General features: G+C 70.7%; 16 protein-coding genes. 6 read left to right on the top strand and 10 right to left on the bottom strand.

All coding sequences use genetic code 11. From position 1 onward, the window contains the following. Positions 1 to 71 precede the first annotated feature (71 nt). From ACU6WZ_RS07695 to ACU6WZ_RS07685, 3 genes are all read left to right on the top strand, one after another. Positions 72 to 1,037, top strand: a complete 966-nt coding sequence (locus ACU6WZ_RS07695; RefSeq protein WP_447032372.1) for a zinc-binding dehydrogenase — start codon at positions 72 to 74, stop codon at positions 1,035 to 1,037. An 83-nt stretch (positions 1,038 to 1,120) separates the two neighbouring features. Then, on the top strand, positions 1,121 to 2,500 hold the full coding sequence (locus ACU6WZ_RS07690) for a cellulase family glycosylhydrolase (protein ID WP_447033916.1): 1,380 nt from the start codon (positions 1,121 to 1,123) through the stop codon (positions 2,498 to 2,500). A gap of 32 nt (positions 2,501 to 2,532) precedes the next feature. After that, positions 2,533 to 2,748 (top strand): helix-turn-helix domain-containing protein, encoded by a 216-nt coding sequence (locus ACU6WZ_RS07685; protein WP_447032371.1) that lies wholly within the window; start codon positions 2,533 to 2,535, stop codon positions 2,746 to 2,748. Positions 2,749 to 2,806: 58 nt separating this feature from the next. On the opposite strand, the gene ACU6WZ_RS07680 is transcribed toward ACU6WZ_RS07685, so the two are convergent. Beyond that, positions 2,807 to 3,811, bottom strand: a complete 1,005-nt coding sequence (locus ACU6WZ_RS07680; RefSeq protein ID WP_447032370.1) for a PadR family transcriptional regulator — start codon at positions 3,809 to 3,811, stop codon at positions 2,807 to 2,809. Between the two features lies 1 nt (position 3,812). Further along, positions 3,813 to 4,688 (bottom strand): DUF4097 family beta strand repeat-containing protein, encoded by an 876-nt coding sequence (locus ACU6WZ_RS07675; protein WP_447032369.1) that lies wholly within the window; start codon positions 4,686 to 4,688, stop codon positions 3,813 to 3,815. 164 nt (positions 4,689 to 4,852) lie between these two features. Between ACU6WZ_RS07675 and ACU6WZ_RS07670 the strand changes: the two genes are divergently transcribed. After that, on the top strand, positions 4,853 to 5,713 hold the full coding sequence (locus ACU6WZ_RS07670) for a hypothetical protein (protein WP_447032368.1): 861 nt from the start codon (positions 4,853 to 4,855) through the stop codon (positions 5,711 to 5,713). A gap of 60 nt (positions 5,714 to 5,773) precedes the next feature. On the opposite strand, the gene ACU6WZ_RS07665 is transcribed toward ACU6WZ_RS07670, so the two are convergent. Further along, positions 5,774 to 5,971 (bottom strand): DUF6104 family protein, encoded by a 198-nt coding sequence (locus ACU6WZ_RS07665; RefSeq protein ID WP_447032367.1) that lies wholly within the window; start codon positions 5,969 to 5,971, stop codon positions 5,774 to 5,776. Positions 5,972 to 6,128: 157 nt separating this feature from the next. On the opposite strand from ACU6WZ_RS07665, the gene ACU6WZ_RS07660 reads away from it, so the two are divergent. Together ACU6WZ_RS07660 and ACU6WZ_RS07655 are read left to right on the top strand one after the other, a co-directional pair. Further along, positions 6,129 to 6,419, top strand: coding sequence for a CU044_2847 family protein (locus ACU6WZ_RS07660; RefSeq protein WP_447032366.1), 291 nt, complete (start codon positions 6,129 to 6,131; stop codon positions 6,417 to 6,419). A gap of 35 nt (positions 6,420 to 6,454) precedes the next feature. Continuing rightward, entirely contained in the window at positions 6,455 to 6,685 is a 231-nt protein-coding gene (locus tag ACU6WZ_RS07655; protein ID WP_447032365.1) for a hypothetical protein, read from the top strand. Between the two features lie 88 nt (positions 6,686 to 6,773). Here the strand turns inward: ACU6WZ_RS07655 and ACU6WZ_RS07650 are convergent, their stop codons facing one another. The 7 genes from ACU6WZ_RS07650 to ACU6WZ_RS07620 form a co-directional block, all read right to left on the bottom strand. Beyond that, positions 6,774 to 10,691, bottom strand: a complete 3,918-nt coding sequence (locus ACU6WZ_RS07650) for a multifunctional oxoglutarate decarboxylase/oxoglutarate dehydrogenase thiamine pyrophosphate-binding subunit/dihydrolipoyllysine-residue succinyltransferase subunit (RefSeq protein ID WP_447032364.1) — start codon at positions 10,689 to 10,691, stop codon at positions 6,774 to 6,776. A 259-nt stretch (positions 10,692 to 10,950) separates the two neighbouring features. Then, complete coding sequence (locus ACU6WZ_RS07645; RefSeq protein ID WP_447032363.1) at positions 10,951 to 12,027, bottom strand: HAMP domain-containing sensor histidine kinase; 1,077 nt, start codon at positions 12,025 to 12,027, stop codon at positions 10,951 to 10,953. Further along, positions 12,024 to 12,761, bottom strand: a complete 738-nt coding sequence (locus ACU6WZ_RS07640) for a response regulator transcription factor (RefSeq protein WP_447032362.1) — start codon at positions 12,759 to 12,761, stop codon at positions 12,024 to 12,026. Before ACU6WZ_RS07640 ends, ACU6WZ_RS07645 begins: the two co-directional genes overlap by 4 nt. A gap of 75 nt (positions 12,762 to 12,836) precedes the next feature. Beyond that, entirely contained in the window at positions 12,837 to 13,598 is a 762-nt protein-coding gene (locus ACU6WZ_RS07635; RefSeq protein WP_447032361.1) for a spermidine synthase family protein, read from the bottom strand. Between the two features lie 206 nt (positions 13,599 to 13,804). Beyond that, positions 13,805 to 14,014 carry a hypothetical protein gene (locus ACU6WZ_RS07630; RefSeq protein WP_447032360.1) on the bottom strand — a complete coding sequence of 70 codons (210 nt, stop codon included), beginning with the start codon at positions 14,012 to 14,014 and terminating at the stop codon, positions 13,805 to 13,807. Then, complete coding sequence (locus ACU6WZ_RS07625; RefSeq protein ID WP_447032359.1) at positions 14,011 to 14,307, bottom strand: DUF3626 domain-containing protein; 297 nt, start codon at positions 14,305 to 14,307, stop codon at positions 14,011 to 14,013. The genes ACU6WZ_RS07630 and ACU6WZ_RS07625 overlap by 4 nt, the downstream gene beginning before the upstream one ends. Next, entirely contained in the window at positions 14,304 to 15,131 is an 828-nt protein-coding gene (locus ACU6WZ_RS07620) for a nucleotidyltransferase domain-containing protein (RefSeq protein WP_447032358.1), read from the bottom strand. Before ACU6WZ_RS07620 ends, ACU6WZ_RS07625 begins: the two co-directional genes overlap by 4 nt. Between the last annotated feature and the right edge of the window lie 21 nt (positions 15,132 to 15,152).

Genomic DNA, 15,152 nt, shown 5'->3' with positions numbered 1-15,152 from the left:
GCTCCAAGCGGGACGCGTGTCACACCAATGCGTGGTTCCGCCGGGCACCCGCCCGCCCTATCGTCATGGTCATGTTCGCTGCCTACGCCGCCCGCATCGACCGTGACCAGCCGCTCAACGGCCTTGAGCTGGGCGAGCGCCCGGCGCCCGAGGTACGTCCCGGCTGGACGACGGTGAACGTCAAGGCCGCCTCCCTCAACCATCACGACCTCTGGTCGCTGCGCGGTGTCGGAATCCGCGACGAGGCGCTGCCGATGATTCTCGGCTGCGATGCCGCCGGGATCGACGCCGAGGGCAACGAGGTCGTCGTGCACTCCGTCATCGGCGAGAGCGGGCACGGCGTCGGGCCGCGCGAGAAGCGCTCGATCCTGACGGAGAAGTACCAGGGCACCTTCGCCGAGCAGGTCACCGTCCCGGTGTGGAACGTGCTGCCGAAGCCGAAGGAGCTGTCCTTCGCCGAGGCCGCGTGCCTGCCGACGGCCTGGCTCACGGCGTACCGGATGCTCTTCACCAACGCCGGTGTGCGGCCCGGCGACGCGGTCCTCGTCCAGGGCGCGGGCGGCGGTGTGGCGACCGCCGCGATCGTGCTCGGCAAGGCGGCCGGCCTGCGCGTGTACGCCACCAGCCGTGACGAGGCCAAGCGGAAGCGGGCCGTCGAACTGGGCGCGGTGGAGGCCTTCGAGCCGGGCGCGCGGCTGCCGCAGCGGGTGGACGCCGTGATCGAGACCGTCGGCGCCGCCACCTGGTCGCACTCGGTGAAGTCGCTGCGGCCCGGCGGAACACTGGTCATCTCAGGAGCGACCAGCGGCCCCAACCCGCCGTCCACCGAGCTGAACCGGATCTTCTTCCTGGAGCTCAAGGTCGTCGGCTCGACGATGGGTTCCAGGGATGAGCTGGAGGACCTGCTGTCCTTCTGCGCGACGGCGGGGGTACGGCCCGTCATCGACGAGGTCATGCCGCTGGACCGGGCCCGTGACGGCTTCGAACGGATGGCAGGCGGCGACCTCTTCGGGAAGATCGTGCTGACGCCCTCTTGATGGATCGTCAGTTGTGCTGATGTGCTCTCCGACACGCGACGACGAGTGGTGCTGGAGGGTGGGTCTCCGTGCGAACTGTCCGGATGGTGCGTGCGGTTGTCTCTACGGTCGTGCTCGCGGCCGGGGTCCTGACCCCGGCCGCGAGCACGCGTGAGTCCCAAGGCGGTGGTGGTGACGGGATCCCGCGGCTCACTGACGACCGCGGGCGGGTCCTGACGCTGCGCGGCTGGAGCGTCGAGGACAAGGCGAACCGCGGCGACAAGGCGCTGTCCGCCATCACCGAGAAGCACTTCCGCGACATGCGGGCCAAGGGGTTCAACTTCGCCCGGCTGCTGGTCTTCTGGGACGACCTGGAGCCCCGGCGCGGGCAGTACAGCGCGACGTACCTCCGTAAGATCGAGCGGATTCTGGGCTGGGCGGAGCGGTACGACATCCAGGTGCTGATCGACGCCCACCAGGACGTCTTCGGCCCGGCGTTCGGGCACCGGGGCATCCCGGAGTGGGCCACGCGTACCGACGGGCTGCCGTTCACACCGAACCCCGACGACTGGTTCTCGGAATACTTCCAGCCGGCCGTGCAGCGGGCCTTCACGCATCTGTACGTGGACCGGGATCTTCAGCGTGCACAGGCGGCGATGTGGCGGGTCCTCGCGGACCGCTTCGGGGACCATCCGGCCGTTTTCGGGTACGACCTGATCAATGAGCCGATGGGGGAACTGAGGGAGGGCGAGGACCTGCCTACGGCCGCCCGGCGCATCGAGCGCGACCAGATCACGCCGATGCACAACCGGCTGGCGGACGCGGTGCGTTCAGTGGACGGCGGCAACTGGGTGTTCGTCGAGCCTACGCCGATCGTGGGGGAGGGGGTGCCGACCGGACTCGGGAAGATCAAGGACCCGAAGGTCGTGTACGCCCCGCACTTCTACAACACGGCGATGGAGGCGGGAGCGGACTACGACCCGTCGGCGGGCTGGATCGAGTCCTACGAGGCGGCCGTCACGGCGTACCCGAGGAAGCACCGTGTCCCGGTGGTCGTGGGGGAGTGGGGGCCGCTCAACAACTCGCTCCCGAACATGGGCCGTTTCTACCGCGAGGCGCTGGCGTCCATGAACCGCTACAGCTCCGGCTGGGCGGGCTATGTGTGGTGCTACGGCGGTGGCTACTGCGCGGTCGACGGGGCGGGGGAGTTCCGTACGAACAAGGGGCAGACGGCGGCGCCTTATGCCTCGGTGGTGGCGGGGCGGGTGCGTTCGGAGTCGTACGACCCGGTGGGGCGGACCTATCGCTTGTCGTACGTCGCCGCTTCCCGGGGCGGCGTCACCGAGCTGTCGCTGCCGTCGCACGCCCGTGACTGGCGGGTGCGGGTGACCGGGGCGGCGTGGGTGGGGGGCGGGCGGATCCATGCGCGGGCGGGGGTGCGGGTGTCTGCGGTGGTCAGCCCTTCTCATGTCAACCATGGTTGACGATTGGGGCCTGTCAACGTAGGTTGACAGACATGACCGATGCAACGGATCTCGCCGAGCGCGCGGGTGATCACGACCCCAGGGTCGGGCTGTGCGCTGTCGCCGCGCTGCGACAGCTGCTGGAGCAGCTCGAAGCGGTGCAAGTGAGGAGTGCTCGCGCCAAGGGCTGGTCGTGGCAGGAGATCGCGGCCGAGCTGGGTGTGAGCCGGCAGGCCGTCCACAAGAAGCACGGGGCCGGACGGGCTTGAGATGCGCCAGCGGCGCAGCGCCAGTCCCGGGGGCTGGCGCTTGGCTCCCCCGGGTCGGTTACGGGCTTGGGGGGCGGAGGATTGTTGCGATATGGGTTGCTGTCCTGGAAAGGTGGCGGCGGGTTTCGTGGAGTTGGGCCTCCGTTACGCCCCGGTCGCGCGCCGCGTCGCGGATGTCGTCGCGGAAGCGGTCAAGCAGGCGGTCCAGGTCGCGGGCCGGGTTGCCCGACGTGGGTTCCTGTGCCCACTGGGGCTCTGTAGGCGTGTCCGTGCGCTCCACCTTGACCTCGGGCTTCTCCTGGGGCGGCTGCGCGCGGCCGAAGAAGCCGAACTCCTTCGTGATCTCCGCAAGCCCCTCCCGCACCCCCTTGGGCCAGTCGCCCCGCGCGAAGTGGGTCTGGACCTGCTCCTGCATCCGCTGCGCGACCCGCTGCATCTGCTCGCGCGCGTTCTCCTGGGCCTCCTTGGCCTCCTGAGCCTGGCGGCGGGCCTGGTCGGCGTCCTCGCGGGCGCGGCGGCTCTCGTCCTTCGCGCGGCGGGCCTGCTCCTTCCACTCCAGCTTCGCCTTGCGCAGCTCCTCCTTGGCCGTGCGCCACGTCTCGCTGTCGCCGAACGCGCCGGTGTCCCAGGCACCGCCGCCCGCGGACTGCGCGGCCCGCGCCTGCTGCCGCGGCTCGCTCGCCGCTTCCGCCTGCGACCGCATCTCGCGCCGCAGTCGGCCCGCCGCGCCCCGTACGTCGTCGCGTATCTCGGCGGCCAGTTCGGAGACCGACTCGCGGATCTCCAGCTCCAGGTCCGCCAGCTCGCCGCCGCGGCCCGCGAGTTCCGCCCGGCCGGCGTCGGTGATCGAGTAGACCTTGCGGCCGCCCTCGGTTGCGTGCGTGACCAGGCCCTCGGCCTCCAGCTTGGCGAGGCGCGGGTAGACGGTGCCGGCGGAGGGGGCGTACAGGCCCTGGAAACGTTCCTCCAGGAGCCGGATCACTTCGTAACCGTGGCGCGGTGCCTCGTCGAGCAGCTTGAGCAGGTACAGGCGCAGACGGCCATGGGCGAAGACGGGAGGCATGTCAGAGCACCTTCTTGTCGGCCGGGGCGGCGCCGTCGCCGGGTGTGGTGTCGGCGGGTGTGGCGTCCTCGGCCAGTGGGCGGCGGAGGAGCGCGACCGAGCCGGACACGGTCGTCGCACGAAGCCGGCCGCGGCCGGCGCCGAGCGTGCCGGTGATCTTCTTGGCGCCCCACTGGCCGCTGACGCGAAGGTCGTCGAAAGCGTTGGAGACCGAGCCGCTCGCCGTGTTCGCCTCCACCTGGGCATCGGCCGGGTGCGGCAGCCGGATCGCGACCGCGCCCGAGACCGAATTCAGGGTGATGTCGGTGGGCTCCCCGGCACGGTCCAGGTCGATGACCATGTCTCCGGTCACCGAGTCGGCCTTCACCGCGGACCCCGCCCCCTCGATGACCGTCAGGTCGCCGGAGACGGTGTGGAAGCGGAGGTCGCCGGTGACGGCCTGCGCCTCCAGGTTGCCGGTGACCGTCTCGGCGCGGACGGCGCCTGACAGGCCGACGAGCGTGGTGTCGCCGTCCACGCCGCGCACGTCCGTACGCCCCCGGATTCCGGAGACGAAGGCGCCCGCGCCGACCACCCCGACCTTGACGGACGCGTCGGCGGGGACCGTCAGGGAGACGACGGCGCTGCGGGCGCGGCCGTTGGGGGCGAGCCACTTGAGGAAGCCCCGCCAGTCCAGGTCGTCGTATGTGACGGTGAGGGTGCCGTCCTGCTGGGTCACGGTCAGCGGGGGGCCCTCGATCCCTGTCACTTCGAGCCGGGCAGGGCCCTCGTCGGCGCCGACCACGTTGACTGTCCCGCCGACGATGCGCACGTTGAGCGCCGTCACCGGCTCCTCGAAGCTGAGCTTCTGCGGCTCAGTCACGGACCATTCGGTCATGCTGTCCTCCCCGTCTCCCCGTCCGGCCTGTTCTGCCGGTCCCGTTGGGCTTCACTGAACGCAACATATCGCGTCCGTTCCTATTCACGATATATCGCGGAGTGATGAAGTCAAGCCCACCCGCTCATCGATCGAAGTGGGACGAAATGTCCTAGCGTGAAGGCATGAACGCGACATCCATACCCGGCTCTGGTTCCGGTTCCGGTCCCGTCGGGGCGCTGCTGCTGTGCGGGGCCGATCCCGAGGCGGTGCGGCCTGCGGCCCATCTGCTGCGCGAACGGCTCCTGCTGACCCCGGCCGACGGCGGTCGTGGTGACTCACCGGGGCGCTGGAGCGTGCTTGTACCCGAAGGTAAACCGTGGCTGCACGGCGGCGAACCGGTCGACCGTGTCCTGGCCGGCTGGGCCACCGCGCTGACCGTCGGCGTGACCTGGCCGGTTCTCGCCCTGTGGTGGGACGCCGACCGGGCCGGCTTCACGCTGGCGTCCGGCTTCCGCCGCCAGGTCGGCTACGAATGGCTGGCGGACGGCACCCCGCTCGGCGAGGACGAGGCGATGCGTACGTTCGCGCTCCGCCTGGGCCTCGACCCCGTGCTCGAAATGGAGTCGCTGGCGGCGCTCACCCGTCCGGACGCCGACGCGGATGCCCGTGCCCGGCTGCTCGGTCTGGTCGCCGTCCTGTCCGGCAGCGGCCTCACGCTGCCCGCGGGCCTGACCCCGGGCGAGCCGGCCGACCGGCTGCGCGAGGCGGCCCGGGTTCGTACCGGCACGGAGACCGTCGAGTGGTCGGGCTGGCGGGACGCGGTCCGCGCCGAACTCGACGTGGTGGAGGGCAGCCCCATCGGCCCCTGGGTGCGCGGGCCGAGGGCGCGCCTGCTGTTCGCCGCCCAGCTGGCGGCCGGGGTGCCGCTCGCCGCGTGGGGCCTGCGGCGGCGTAACGGAGGCTGGGCGTTCGCGGGCGGGGTGCTGATGGCGCAGGGTGCGCTGGGGCTCGCGTACGACCGGGTGCGGGCGGGGCACGCCTGACGGGGTGGCTGAAAAGGGCGCCGCCCGTCGTACCCGCGCGGGGCGCGCCGCTCGTCGTACCTACGCGTGGTCGTCGACGGCGTCCTCGTCGTCGTCGTCCAGCCGGGCCAGCCACGTCGCGAGGCGCTCGACCGGGACCTCGAAGTCCGGGTTGAGGTCGACGAAGATACGCAGCTGCTCGGCGAGCCACTCGAAGGTGACCTCCTCCTCGCCCCGCCGCTTCTCCAGCTCCTCGATGCCGCGATCGGTGAAATACAAGGTGTCGCTCCGTGGGACGGGCCGACCGTGGGCCGACGTTGGTTCCCAGCCAGGATAGGCGCGGATCGCGCACCGATGTTCCCCGAGTACCTCGCGCTCGTACCGTGCACCAGGCCGTTAGCCTTCATCATCATCGCGTGGGGGAGCGCGGGACGCTGTGGCCAATGAGATCGCACAGGTGCGGTTCGACGACGTGACCGTCGTCTGGGCCAGGGCCAGTGAGGTGGAGGAGCTCGACCGGGGCCGCGGTTTCCGGGACACCGGAATCGGTGACCGCGTCGTGTCGATGGCGGGTGGACTGACCGATGTTGTACGGGGCGTGGTGCGTCCCTGCGCGCCGGGGTTGCGACCACCGGCGCCGGCCGAGGTGGTGGTGACCTTCGGCATCGAGCTGTCGGCCCAGTCCGGCAAGGTGATCGCTTCTTCATCGCCCCCGGATGGGTGCTGACCTGCGCACACGTCGTGGGAAGGGGGGAGGCAGCCGTGTGGAGGGGAGAGCGCGCAGTCGGCATCACGTGGCAGGGCGGTGTGACGACCGGCGAGGTCGCGCTCGCCGCCGATCTGCGGGGCCTGCGGGAACACGAGGAGGCCGACAAGGTGGAGTCGGACGCCCTGCTCACCCTGACCCGCATCTTCGGAGCCCAGCACCCGCACCCCCTGTCCGCGCGCCAGCGCAACCGCCCGTACTGGGACTTCGAGGCCTACCTGGGCTGACTCTCCGTACGTACGCCGCAGGGCCCGGCACCGCATCGCTGCGGTGCCGGGCCCTGCGGGAATGTGGCCCTGCGGGATGGGGCGCTGATCAGGCCTCGAAGACCTCGTTCATCAGCTGCTGCTGCTCCGCCTGGTGGCGCTTGGCCGAGCCGACCGCCGGGGATGAGCCGTGCGGACGGGAGATGCGCCGCAGCCGCTCGCCGTGCGGGACGTCGGCGCCGACCGCCAGATCGAGGTGGTCGATCAGGTTGAGCGCGATGAACGGCCACGCACCCTGGTTCGCTGGCTCTTCCTGCGTCCACAGGTACTTCTCGGCGTTCGGGTACTTCGCGATCTCGGCCTGGAGCTCCTTGCCCGGCAGCGGGTAGAGGCGCTCCAGGCGGATGATCGCCGTTTGCGTGTCGCCGCGCTTGGTCCGCTCGGCCTCCAGGTCGTAGTAGACCTTTCCGGCGCAGAACACGACCTTGCGGACGGCGGCCGGGTCGACCGACGCATCGCCGATCACCGGGCGGAACCCGCCGGTGGTGAACTCCTCCGCCTTGGACGCCGCCGCCTTCAGACGCAGCATCGACTTCGGGGTGAAGATGATGAGCGGCTTGTGGTGCGGGTTGTGGACCTGCCAGCGCAGCAGGTGGAAGTAGTTCGACGGCAGGGTCGGCATGGCGACCGTCATGTTGTCCTGCGCGCACATCTGGAGGAAGCGCTCCGGGCGGGCGGACGAGTGGTCCGGTCCCTGGCCCTCGTAACCGTGCGGCAGCAGCAGGGTGACGCCCGACGTCTGGCCCCACTTCTGCTCGGCCGAGGAGATGAACTCGTCGACGACGGTCTGCGCGCCGTTGACGAAGTCACCGAACTGGGCCTCCCACATGACCAGCGACTCGGGGCGGGCCAGCGAGTAGCCGTACTCGAAGCCCATGCAGGCGTATTCCGAGAGCAGCGAGTCGTAGACGTTGTAGCGGGCCTGGTCCTCCGAGAGGTACAGCAGCGGGGTGTAGTCCTCGCCGCTCTCCTGGTCGACCAGCACCGCGTGGCGCTGGCCGAACGTGCCGCGGCGGGTGTCCTGGCCGGAGAGCCGGACCGGGATGCCCTCCATCAGCAGTGAACCGATGGCCAGCGTCTCGCCCATGCCCCAGTCGATCGACCCGTCCTCGACCGAGGCCGCCCGGCGCTGCATCTGCGGCATCAGGCGGGGGTGGACGGTCACGGTGTCGGGGATGTTGACCTGGGACTCGGCGATGCGCTTGACGATCTCCTGGGAGACCGCCGTGGTGACGGTCACCGGGAACTCGGCCTGGGCGTCCGGGACATGGGCCGGCGTCGGCTGCGAGGTGGCCTCGCGGACCTCCGCGAAGACCTTCTCCAGCTGGCCCTGGAAGTCCTGGAGCGCCTGCTCCGCCTCTTCCAGCGTGATGTCGCCGCGACCGATCAGCGACTCGGTGTAGAGCTTGCGCACCGAACGCTTGACGTCGATCAGGGTGTACATCTGCGGGTTGGTGAACTGCGGGTTGTCGCCCTCGTTGTGACCGCGGCGGCGGTAGCAGATGAGGTCGATGACGACGTCCTTGTTGAACGTCTGGCGGAACTCGAAGGCGAGCCGCGCGGTGCGGACCACGGCCTCCGGGTCGTCACCGTTCACATGGAAGATCGGCGCCTCGATCATGCGGGCCACGTCGGTCGCGTACATCGAGGAACGCGACGACTCCGGGCCGGCGGTGAAGCCGACCTGGTTGTTGATGACGATGTGGACCGTGCCGCCGGTGCGGTAGCCGCGCAGCTGCGACATGTTGAGCGTCTCGGCTACGACGCCCTGGCCGGCGAAGGCCGCGTCGCCGTGCAGGGCGACGGGCAGGACCGTGAAGTCCGTGCCGCCCTTGTTGATGACGTCCTGCTTGGCGCGGGCGACACCCTCCAGGACCGGGTCGACCGCCTCCAGGTGCGAAGGGTTGGCGACCAGTGAGACCTTGATCTGCTCGCCGTCGAGACCGGTGAAGGTGCCGTTGGCGCCCATGTGGTACTTCACGTCGCCGGAGCCGTGCATCGACTTCGGGTCGAGGTTGCCCTCGAACTCCCGGAAGATCTGGGCGTACGACTTGCCGACGATGTTCGCCAGCACGTTCAGCCGGCCGCGGTGGGCCATGCCGATGACGACCTCGTCCAGGCGCGACTCGGCGGCCGAGTCGATGACCGCGTCGAGCAGCGGGATGACGGACTCGCCGCCCTCCAGCGAGAAGCGCTTCTGGCCGACGTACTTCGTCTGCAGGAACGTCTCGAACGCCTCCGCGGCGTTCAGCCGCCGCAGGATGCGCAGCTGCTCCTCGCGCTCGGGCTTGGCGTGCGGGCGCTCCACGCGGTCCTGGATCCACTTGCGCTGCTTCGGGTCCTGGATGTGCATGAACTCGACGCCGACGGTACGGACGTAACTGTCGCGCAGCACACCGAGGATGTCGCGGAGCTTCATCATCGTCTTGCCGGCGAACCCGCCGACCGCGAACTCGCGCTCCAGGTCCCACAGGGTGAGGCCGTGCTCGTTGATGTCCAGGTCGGGGTGCTTGCGCTGCTTGTACTCCAGCGGGTCGGTGTCGGCCATGACGTGGCCGCGGACCCGGTAGGAGTGGATCAGCTCGAAGACGCGGGCGGCCTTGGTGACGTCGTCCTCGTGGGAGACGTCGATGTCCTTGAGCCAGCGGACCGGCTCGTACGGGATCCGCAGCGCCTCGAAGATGTCGTCGTAGAACCCGCTCTCGCCGAGGAGCATGTTGGCGAGAACCCGCAGGAACTCGCCGGAGGCTGCGCCCTGGATGACCCGGTGGTCGTACGTCGAGGTCAGGGTCATGACCTTCGAGATGCCCAGCTTGTTCAGGGTGTCCTGCGAGGTGCCCTGGAACTCGGCCGGGTAGTCCATCGCGCCGACGCCCATGATGAGGCCCTGTCCGGGCATCAGGCGGGGCACGGAGTGGACGGTGCCGATGCCGCCGGGGTTGGTCAGCGACGCGGTGACGCCGGTGAAGTCGTCCATCGTCAGCTTGTTCGAGCGGGCGCGGCGGACGATGTCCTCGTACGCCTGCCAGAACTCGAAGAAGTTGAGCGTCTCGGCCTTCTTGATGGCCGCGACGACCAGCTGGCGGTCGCCGTTGGGCTTCACCAGGTCGATGGCCAGGCCCAGGTTGACGTGGGCCGGCTTGACGAGGGTCGGCTTGCCGTCCTTCTCCGCGAAGGAGTAGTTCATCGACGGCATGGCCTTGAGGGCCTGCACCATCGCGAACCCGATGAGGTGCGTGAAGGAGACCTTCCCGCCGCGGGCGCGCTTGAGGTGGTTGTTGATGACGATGCGGTTGTCGAACAGCAGCTTCACCGGGACGGCGCGCACGGACGTGGCCGTGGGCAGCTCCAGGGAGGCGTTCATGTTCTTGGCGACGGCCGCGGACGGGCCGCGCAGCGTCACGAACTCGGGACCCGCGGGGGCTTCCTTCGCGGGCTCGCCCTTCGGCGCCGCGGTCTTGGGCGCCGCTGCCTTGGAGTCGGCCTTGGCCGGGGCCGGCGCCTTGGACTCGGCCGGGGCCGGTGCCTTGGCCGGGGCCGGGTCCTGGGCCTTCGCGCCGGCCGGCTGTGCGGCGGCCGGAGCGGTGGCGGCGGGCTTGGCGGCGGCCGGGGCCTGCGCCGGTGCGGCCCGGGGGGCCGGTGTGGCCGGCTCGTCCGCCGCGGGCTTCGCCGCAGGGGCGGCGGGCGCGGCAGGGGCCGGTGCGGTCTGGGGTGCGGCGGCGGCCTCGGTGGAGTCGGCGGCCTCGGTGGGGTCCGAGGCGGTCTTCTCCGCGGTGGGAGTGGTACCGGGCTTGTAGTCGGCGAAGAAGTCCCACCAGGCACGGTCGACCGAGTTCGGGTCCTGGAGGTACTGCTGGTAGATCTCGTCGACGAGCCACTCATTGGGACCGAACGCGGCGGCAGGGTTCTTGCCCTGCCCGTTTTGGTCGGTCGAGATGCTCGAGCTACTGGGGGACTGAGACGACACGGCGTTAACCGCCCTCTTCCGCTTCGCAAGGTGATGGACAGCGGAAATAAAGGCTACGCCTCCCCGGCCGAGAGGTGCAGGCCGGGCGGGCGTTACGTCACGTAAGTCACATCGGAGCGCTGGTTTCGGCGCTCACAATGGCGGGAAACACACCTGGTTCCGCTGCGGTCCGCGCAGGACAGACCGAGGTTACGGCCACCTCGGACCGTACCCCCACTGGAGGACACGCAGAACGTGCCCTTCCGCTTCGAACCCTACGTCAACCGCCGGGCCGGCGGCTTCCCGGAAGGGTGACCTGAATCCGGCAACCACGCGTGGATTCGGCCACCCCGATCCGCCCGCCGTGCAGATCCACCGCCCACCGGGCGATGGCGAGGCCCAGGCCCGTACCGCCGTCGCTGCCGGGGCCGTGCGGCGCCGGCAGGCTGCCGCGGTTGAACCGCTCGAAGACCCGGTGCCACTCCGACTCCGGGATGCCGGGCCCCTCGTCCAGCACCTCCAGGTCCAGGCTGTCCGGCTGCGGGCCGCGCCGGGCGCGCACGGTGACGCGGCCGTGCGGCGGGCTGTGCTTGACCGCGTTGTCGAGGAGGTTGGCGACGACCTGGTGGAGCCGCTCGATGTCGGCGTGCGCGGTCAGCTCCGGCGGCGACACGTCCAGGTGCAGATGCACGTCGGTGCGCGTATGGCTGCCGGAGCCGGACGCCAGACCGCGCTGCGAGGCGATGACGTTCGCTTCCTTGAGCACGCCCGAGAGGTACGGCCACACCTCGAAGCGGTGCGCCCGCAGCGGTACGACGCCGTTGTCCAGCCTGGACAGGTCCAGCAGCGTCTCGACGAGCCTGCCGAGCCGCTCCGTCTGCTTCAGAGCCGTACGCATGGTCTCGGGGTCGGCGGCGGACACCCCGTCCACCACGTTCTCCAGCACCGCTCTCAGCCCCGCGATCGGGGTCCTCAGCTCGTGCGAGACGTTGGCGACCAGCTCCTTGCGGTGGCGGTCCACCGCCTCCAGATCGTCGGCCATGCGGTTGACCGTGGCGGCGAGGTCACCCAGCTCGTCCCGGCGGTCCGCACCGCTGACCCGCCGGGTGTAGTCGCCGTGCGCGATGGCCTTGGCCACCGTCGTCATCTCACCCAGCGGCGAGGTCAGGTTGTGGGCCACGAACTGAGTGATCAGCATCGACGCGATGACCGAGAAGACCGTGATGAAGCGCAGCTCCGTCTTGGTGCGCAGCGCCACCAGGATCAGCCCCGTGGTGATGAAGACCGAGACGACAACGAGGGCGCCGAGTTTGGTCTTGATCGAGAAGGGGCGCAGCCCGTTGCCCTGCCGCGTCATGCCGGTGGGGTCTCCAGCGCGTACCCCACGCCGTGCACGGTCCGGATCCGCTCGGCGCCGATCTTGCGGCGCAACGCCTTGATGTGACTGTCGACGGTCCTGGTGCCCGACGCGTCCGCCCAGTCCCACACCTCGGCGAGCAGCTGCTCGCGCGAGAGCACCGCGCGCGGTGTGTTCGCGAGGCACACCAGCAGGTCGAACTCGGTGGGCGTGAGGTGTACGTCGTCATTGCGTACGCGCACCCGGCGCTGCGCGTGGTCGATCTCCAGCTCGCCGAGCCGCAGGATGCCGCTGCGCGGCGTCGAGGCGGCGAGCGTGGCCCGCTCCACCCGGCGCAGCAGGACATGCACCCGGGCGGCGAGCTCGCGCATGGAGAACGGCTTGGTCATGTAGTCGTCGGCGCCCACGCCGAGCCCGACCAGCATGTCGGTCTCGTCGTCGCGCGCGGTCAGCATGAGCACCGGCACGGGCCGCTGCGCCTGCACCCGGCGGCAGACCTCCAGGCCGTCGAAGCCCGGCAGCATGATGTCGAGCACCATCAGATCGGGCTGCCACGCCTCGGCGGCGTCCACCGCGGCGGGCCCGTCGACGGCTGTCTGCACCTGAAAGCCCTCGGCACGCAGTCGCGCTGCAATGGCGTCGACAATCGTCGCGTCGTCCTCGACGACCAGCACCCGGCGCTGGGCGCCCGGAGTGGCCGCGAGGCCGTTGTGGCTGGTGTGTGTCTGCTCCATTGCCCCGCCCCTGGGAGTTTCTCTGCTAGATCCCACGTATAGAGCAGCAGCGTAGATGCCCGGACAGCGTCCCGGCTACGCAGGGCCGACCGCGAGATGAACCACGTCGGGAACGCCCCGGGCAACTTGGATCTCTTCGGTCTTAACCGAGTTGAATCCGGCATTCCGCAACGCGTCCTCGAAAGCCGCCGAGGGCCGCGCCGACCAGACGGCGAGGATTCCGCCGGGTGCGAGCCGGCTCCTGCAGGCCGCGAGCCCTTGGGGGGAGTAGAGATTGCGGTTGTCGTCGGTCACGGTCCAGTCCGGCCCGTTGTCGATGTCGAGGCAGAGCGCGTCGTACGTAGTACACGCGCCATGGTCCGTACCAACCGCGCCGCGGTGCCTTCCGATCCGGTTTTCCCGCAGGTAATCCACCAGATCGGTGTGAATGATCTCGCATCGCGGATCGGCGAGCGCGTCGCCGGAGATCGCCGCCAGCGGCCCTTCGCGGTGCCAGTCGATGATCGCCTGCTCCCGCTCGACCACCGCGATCCGCCCCCACCGGGGCTGCGAGGCGGCGCGGGCGAGCGAGAACCCGACGCCGAGGCCGCCGACGAGGAGGGCGGGTGCTCGACGGCCGGCGGGGAGGGCGGCGAGGGCGGCGTCGACCAGATGGCGCTCGGATCGGCCGTCGGATGTGTCCATCAGGAAACAGCCGTTGGCGATGATCTCGAAGTGCCCACCCCGCCGACGCAGCACGACTTCCCCGTACGGCCCTCCCTCACGCCGGTCGACGGTGACGGCGCCGGGACAGTCGGGGGCGAGCGCGTACGGGGCCGGCGATGCGGTCGTAACCAAGGCGGAAACCTCCGGGAGCGGCGTTGCCGCACAGTCGGACTTCGATCGTCCCGGCCATCTTCGCGGCGCCGGGGCCCGCGGACCCCCGGCTTTTCGCCGGGAAGCCCCTGACGGGCTACCCGCGACCGCAGTTGCCCGTTCTCCGGTGCGCCCCAGGGGAGTCGCCCCCAGAAGCGACCCCTGCCGTGGCGGGCAAGGGTCGGCCGCTACGGCAGCGGCCGGGGCAGCGCGGTGATGATGCGGTCCAGCGCGGGCACCCGCCGCGAACCGTCGGTCACCGCCTCGTGGCCGTCGTGGACCACCGCGGTGGTGAGTCCGTCGGGTATCGGCTGCTCGCGCAGGGTGACACGGGGGATCTTCGCGAAATCCGCCGCGGCCAGCGCCTCGCGAAGAGCGCGGAGCTCGGCCGGCTTCATCCGGCCCGTGCGTGCCTGCTTGCCGCGGGACACCACGGTGTACGAGCCGTCGGCGGCGACGAGGACGCTCTGATGCCGGCCAGGCCCGTCTCGTACTGGCTGCGGTAACGGCCGTCCGCGGCCAGGCACTCCGCGACGGTCCGGCCGTCGGCCAGCAACCGGTCCGGATGGAAATTGAGGGTGATCCGGGCGTCCCGGCGTACCGCACCCACGTCGTCGGCCGACCGCGTGGCGCGCAGGGCCGTGCTCCGGACGTGCGCCAGGGCGGCGGTCTGGGCCGAGGTGAGCGTCACGCGCGCGGCGCCTTCTCGCCGTGCACGGCCGTGTACTCCGCTGCGAGCCAGGGACCCAAGTCCTCGATGAGCAGGTCGCGGTCGAGGTCGAATGCCGCCGGGTCCGCGGCCGGGGCGCGGCCGACGGCTGCGGCGAGACGCATCTGCTCGAAGCGCGCCGGGTAGTAGCGGCCGAACACCTCTGCCGACTCGTCGAGGTCGCTCGTCCAGCCGCCCCAGCGGGGCATGACCAGGGTGAAACCCGTGCGCACGAGCCGGCGTCCCACTCGCCGGCCGAGTGACCGCCGGGCGTCGGCCGTCGCCGCCTCGGCGGCCCGGGCGCGCCAGCCGGGGAGGAGCAGGGCCAGGTCGCCGTTCGTCTCGCGGGCGAGCAGCGAGGTGGGGCGGTAGCGGGGGAGCTGCCCGGCCAAGTCGTCACCGAGCAGGGGAGTGCACAGGCAGGCGACGAAGAACCCGAGATCGTGGCGTTCCAGTTCGCTGAGGGCGCTCCGCGCGCTGAGCAGCAGGATGCCGACGCCGTCGATCTGCGGGAAGGCTCCGTCCAGCGCCGCTTCGATGGACCTCGCGCCGGCGCGGTCGGCGTCGTCGGGTTCGTCGTGGAGGGCGATCAACAGGTCGAGGTCGGAGACTCCGGGGTCGGCGGTACCGCGCGGGACGCTGCCGTAGAGGTACGCACTGTGCAGCCGGCTTCCGTCCGCGCCACCGAAAGCGGCTGCGATCCGGGCGCGGGCGGCGTCCACGACAGAGGCGAACGCCGGTGGCACGCGATCCAGCGCACCCTCACGCGCGATCGTGCCGTCCCGCTCCAGCCCCTTGTTGCTCATGGGACGACTGTGTCCCGCCCC

It is taken from the genome of Streptomyces hypolithicus (genome assembly GCF_052934925.1).
The sequence above is the reverse complement of the archived record's forward strand: the minus strand, read 5'-3'. Positions and strand labels throughout refer to the sequence as shown.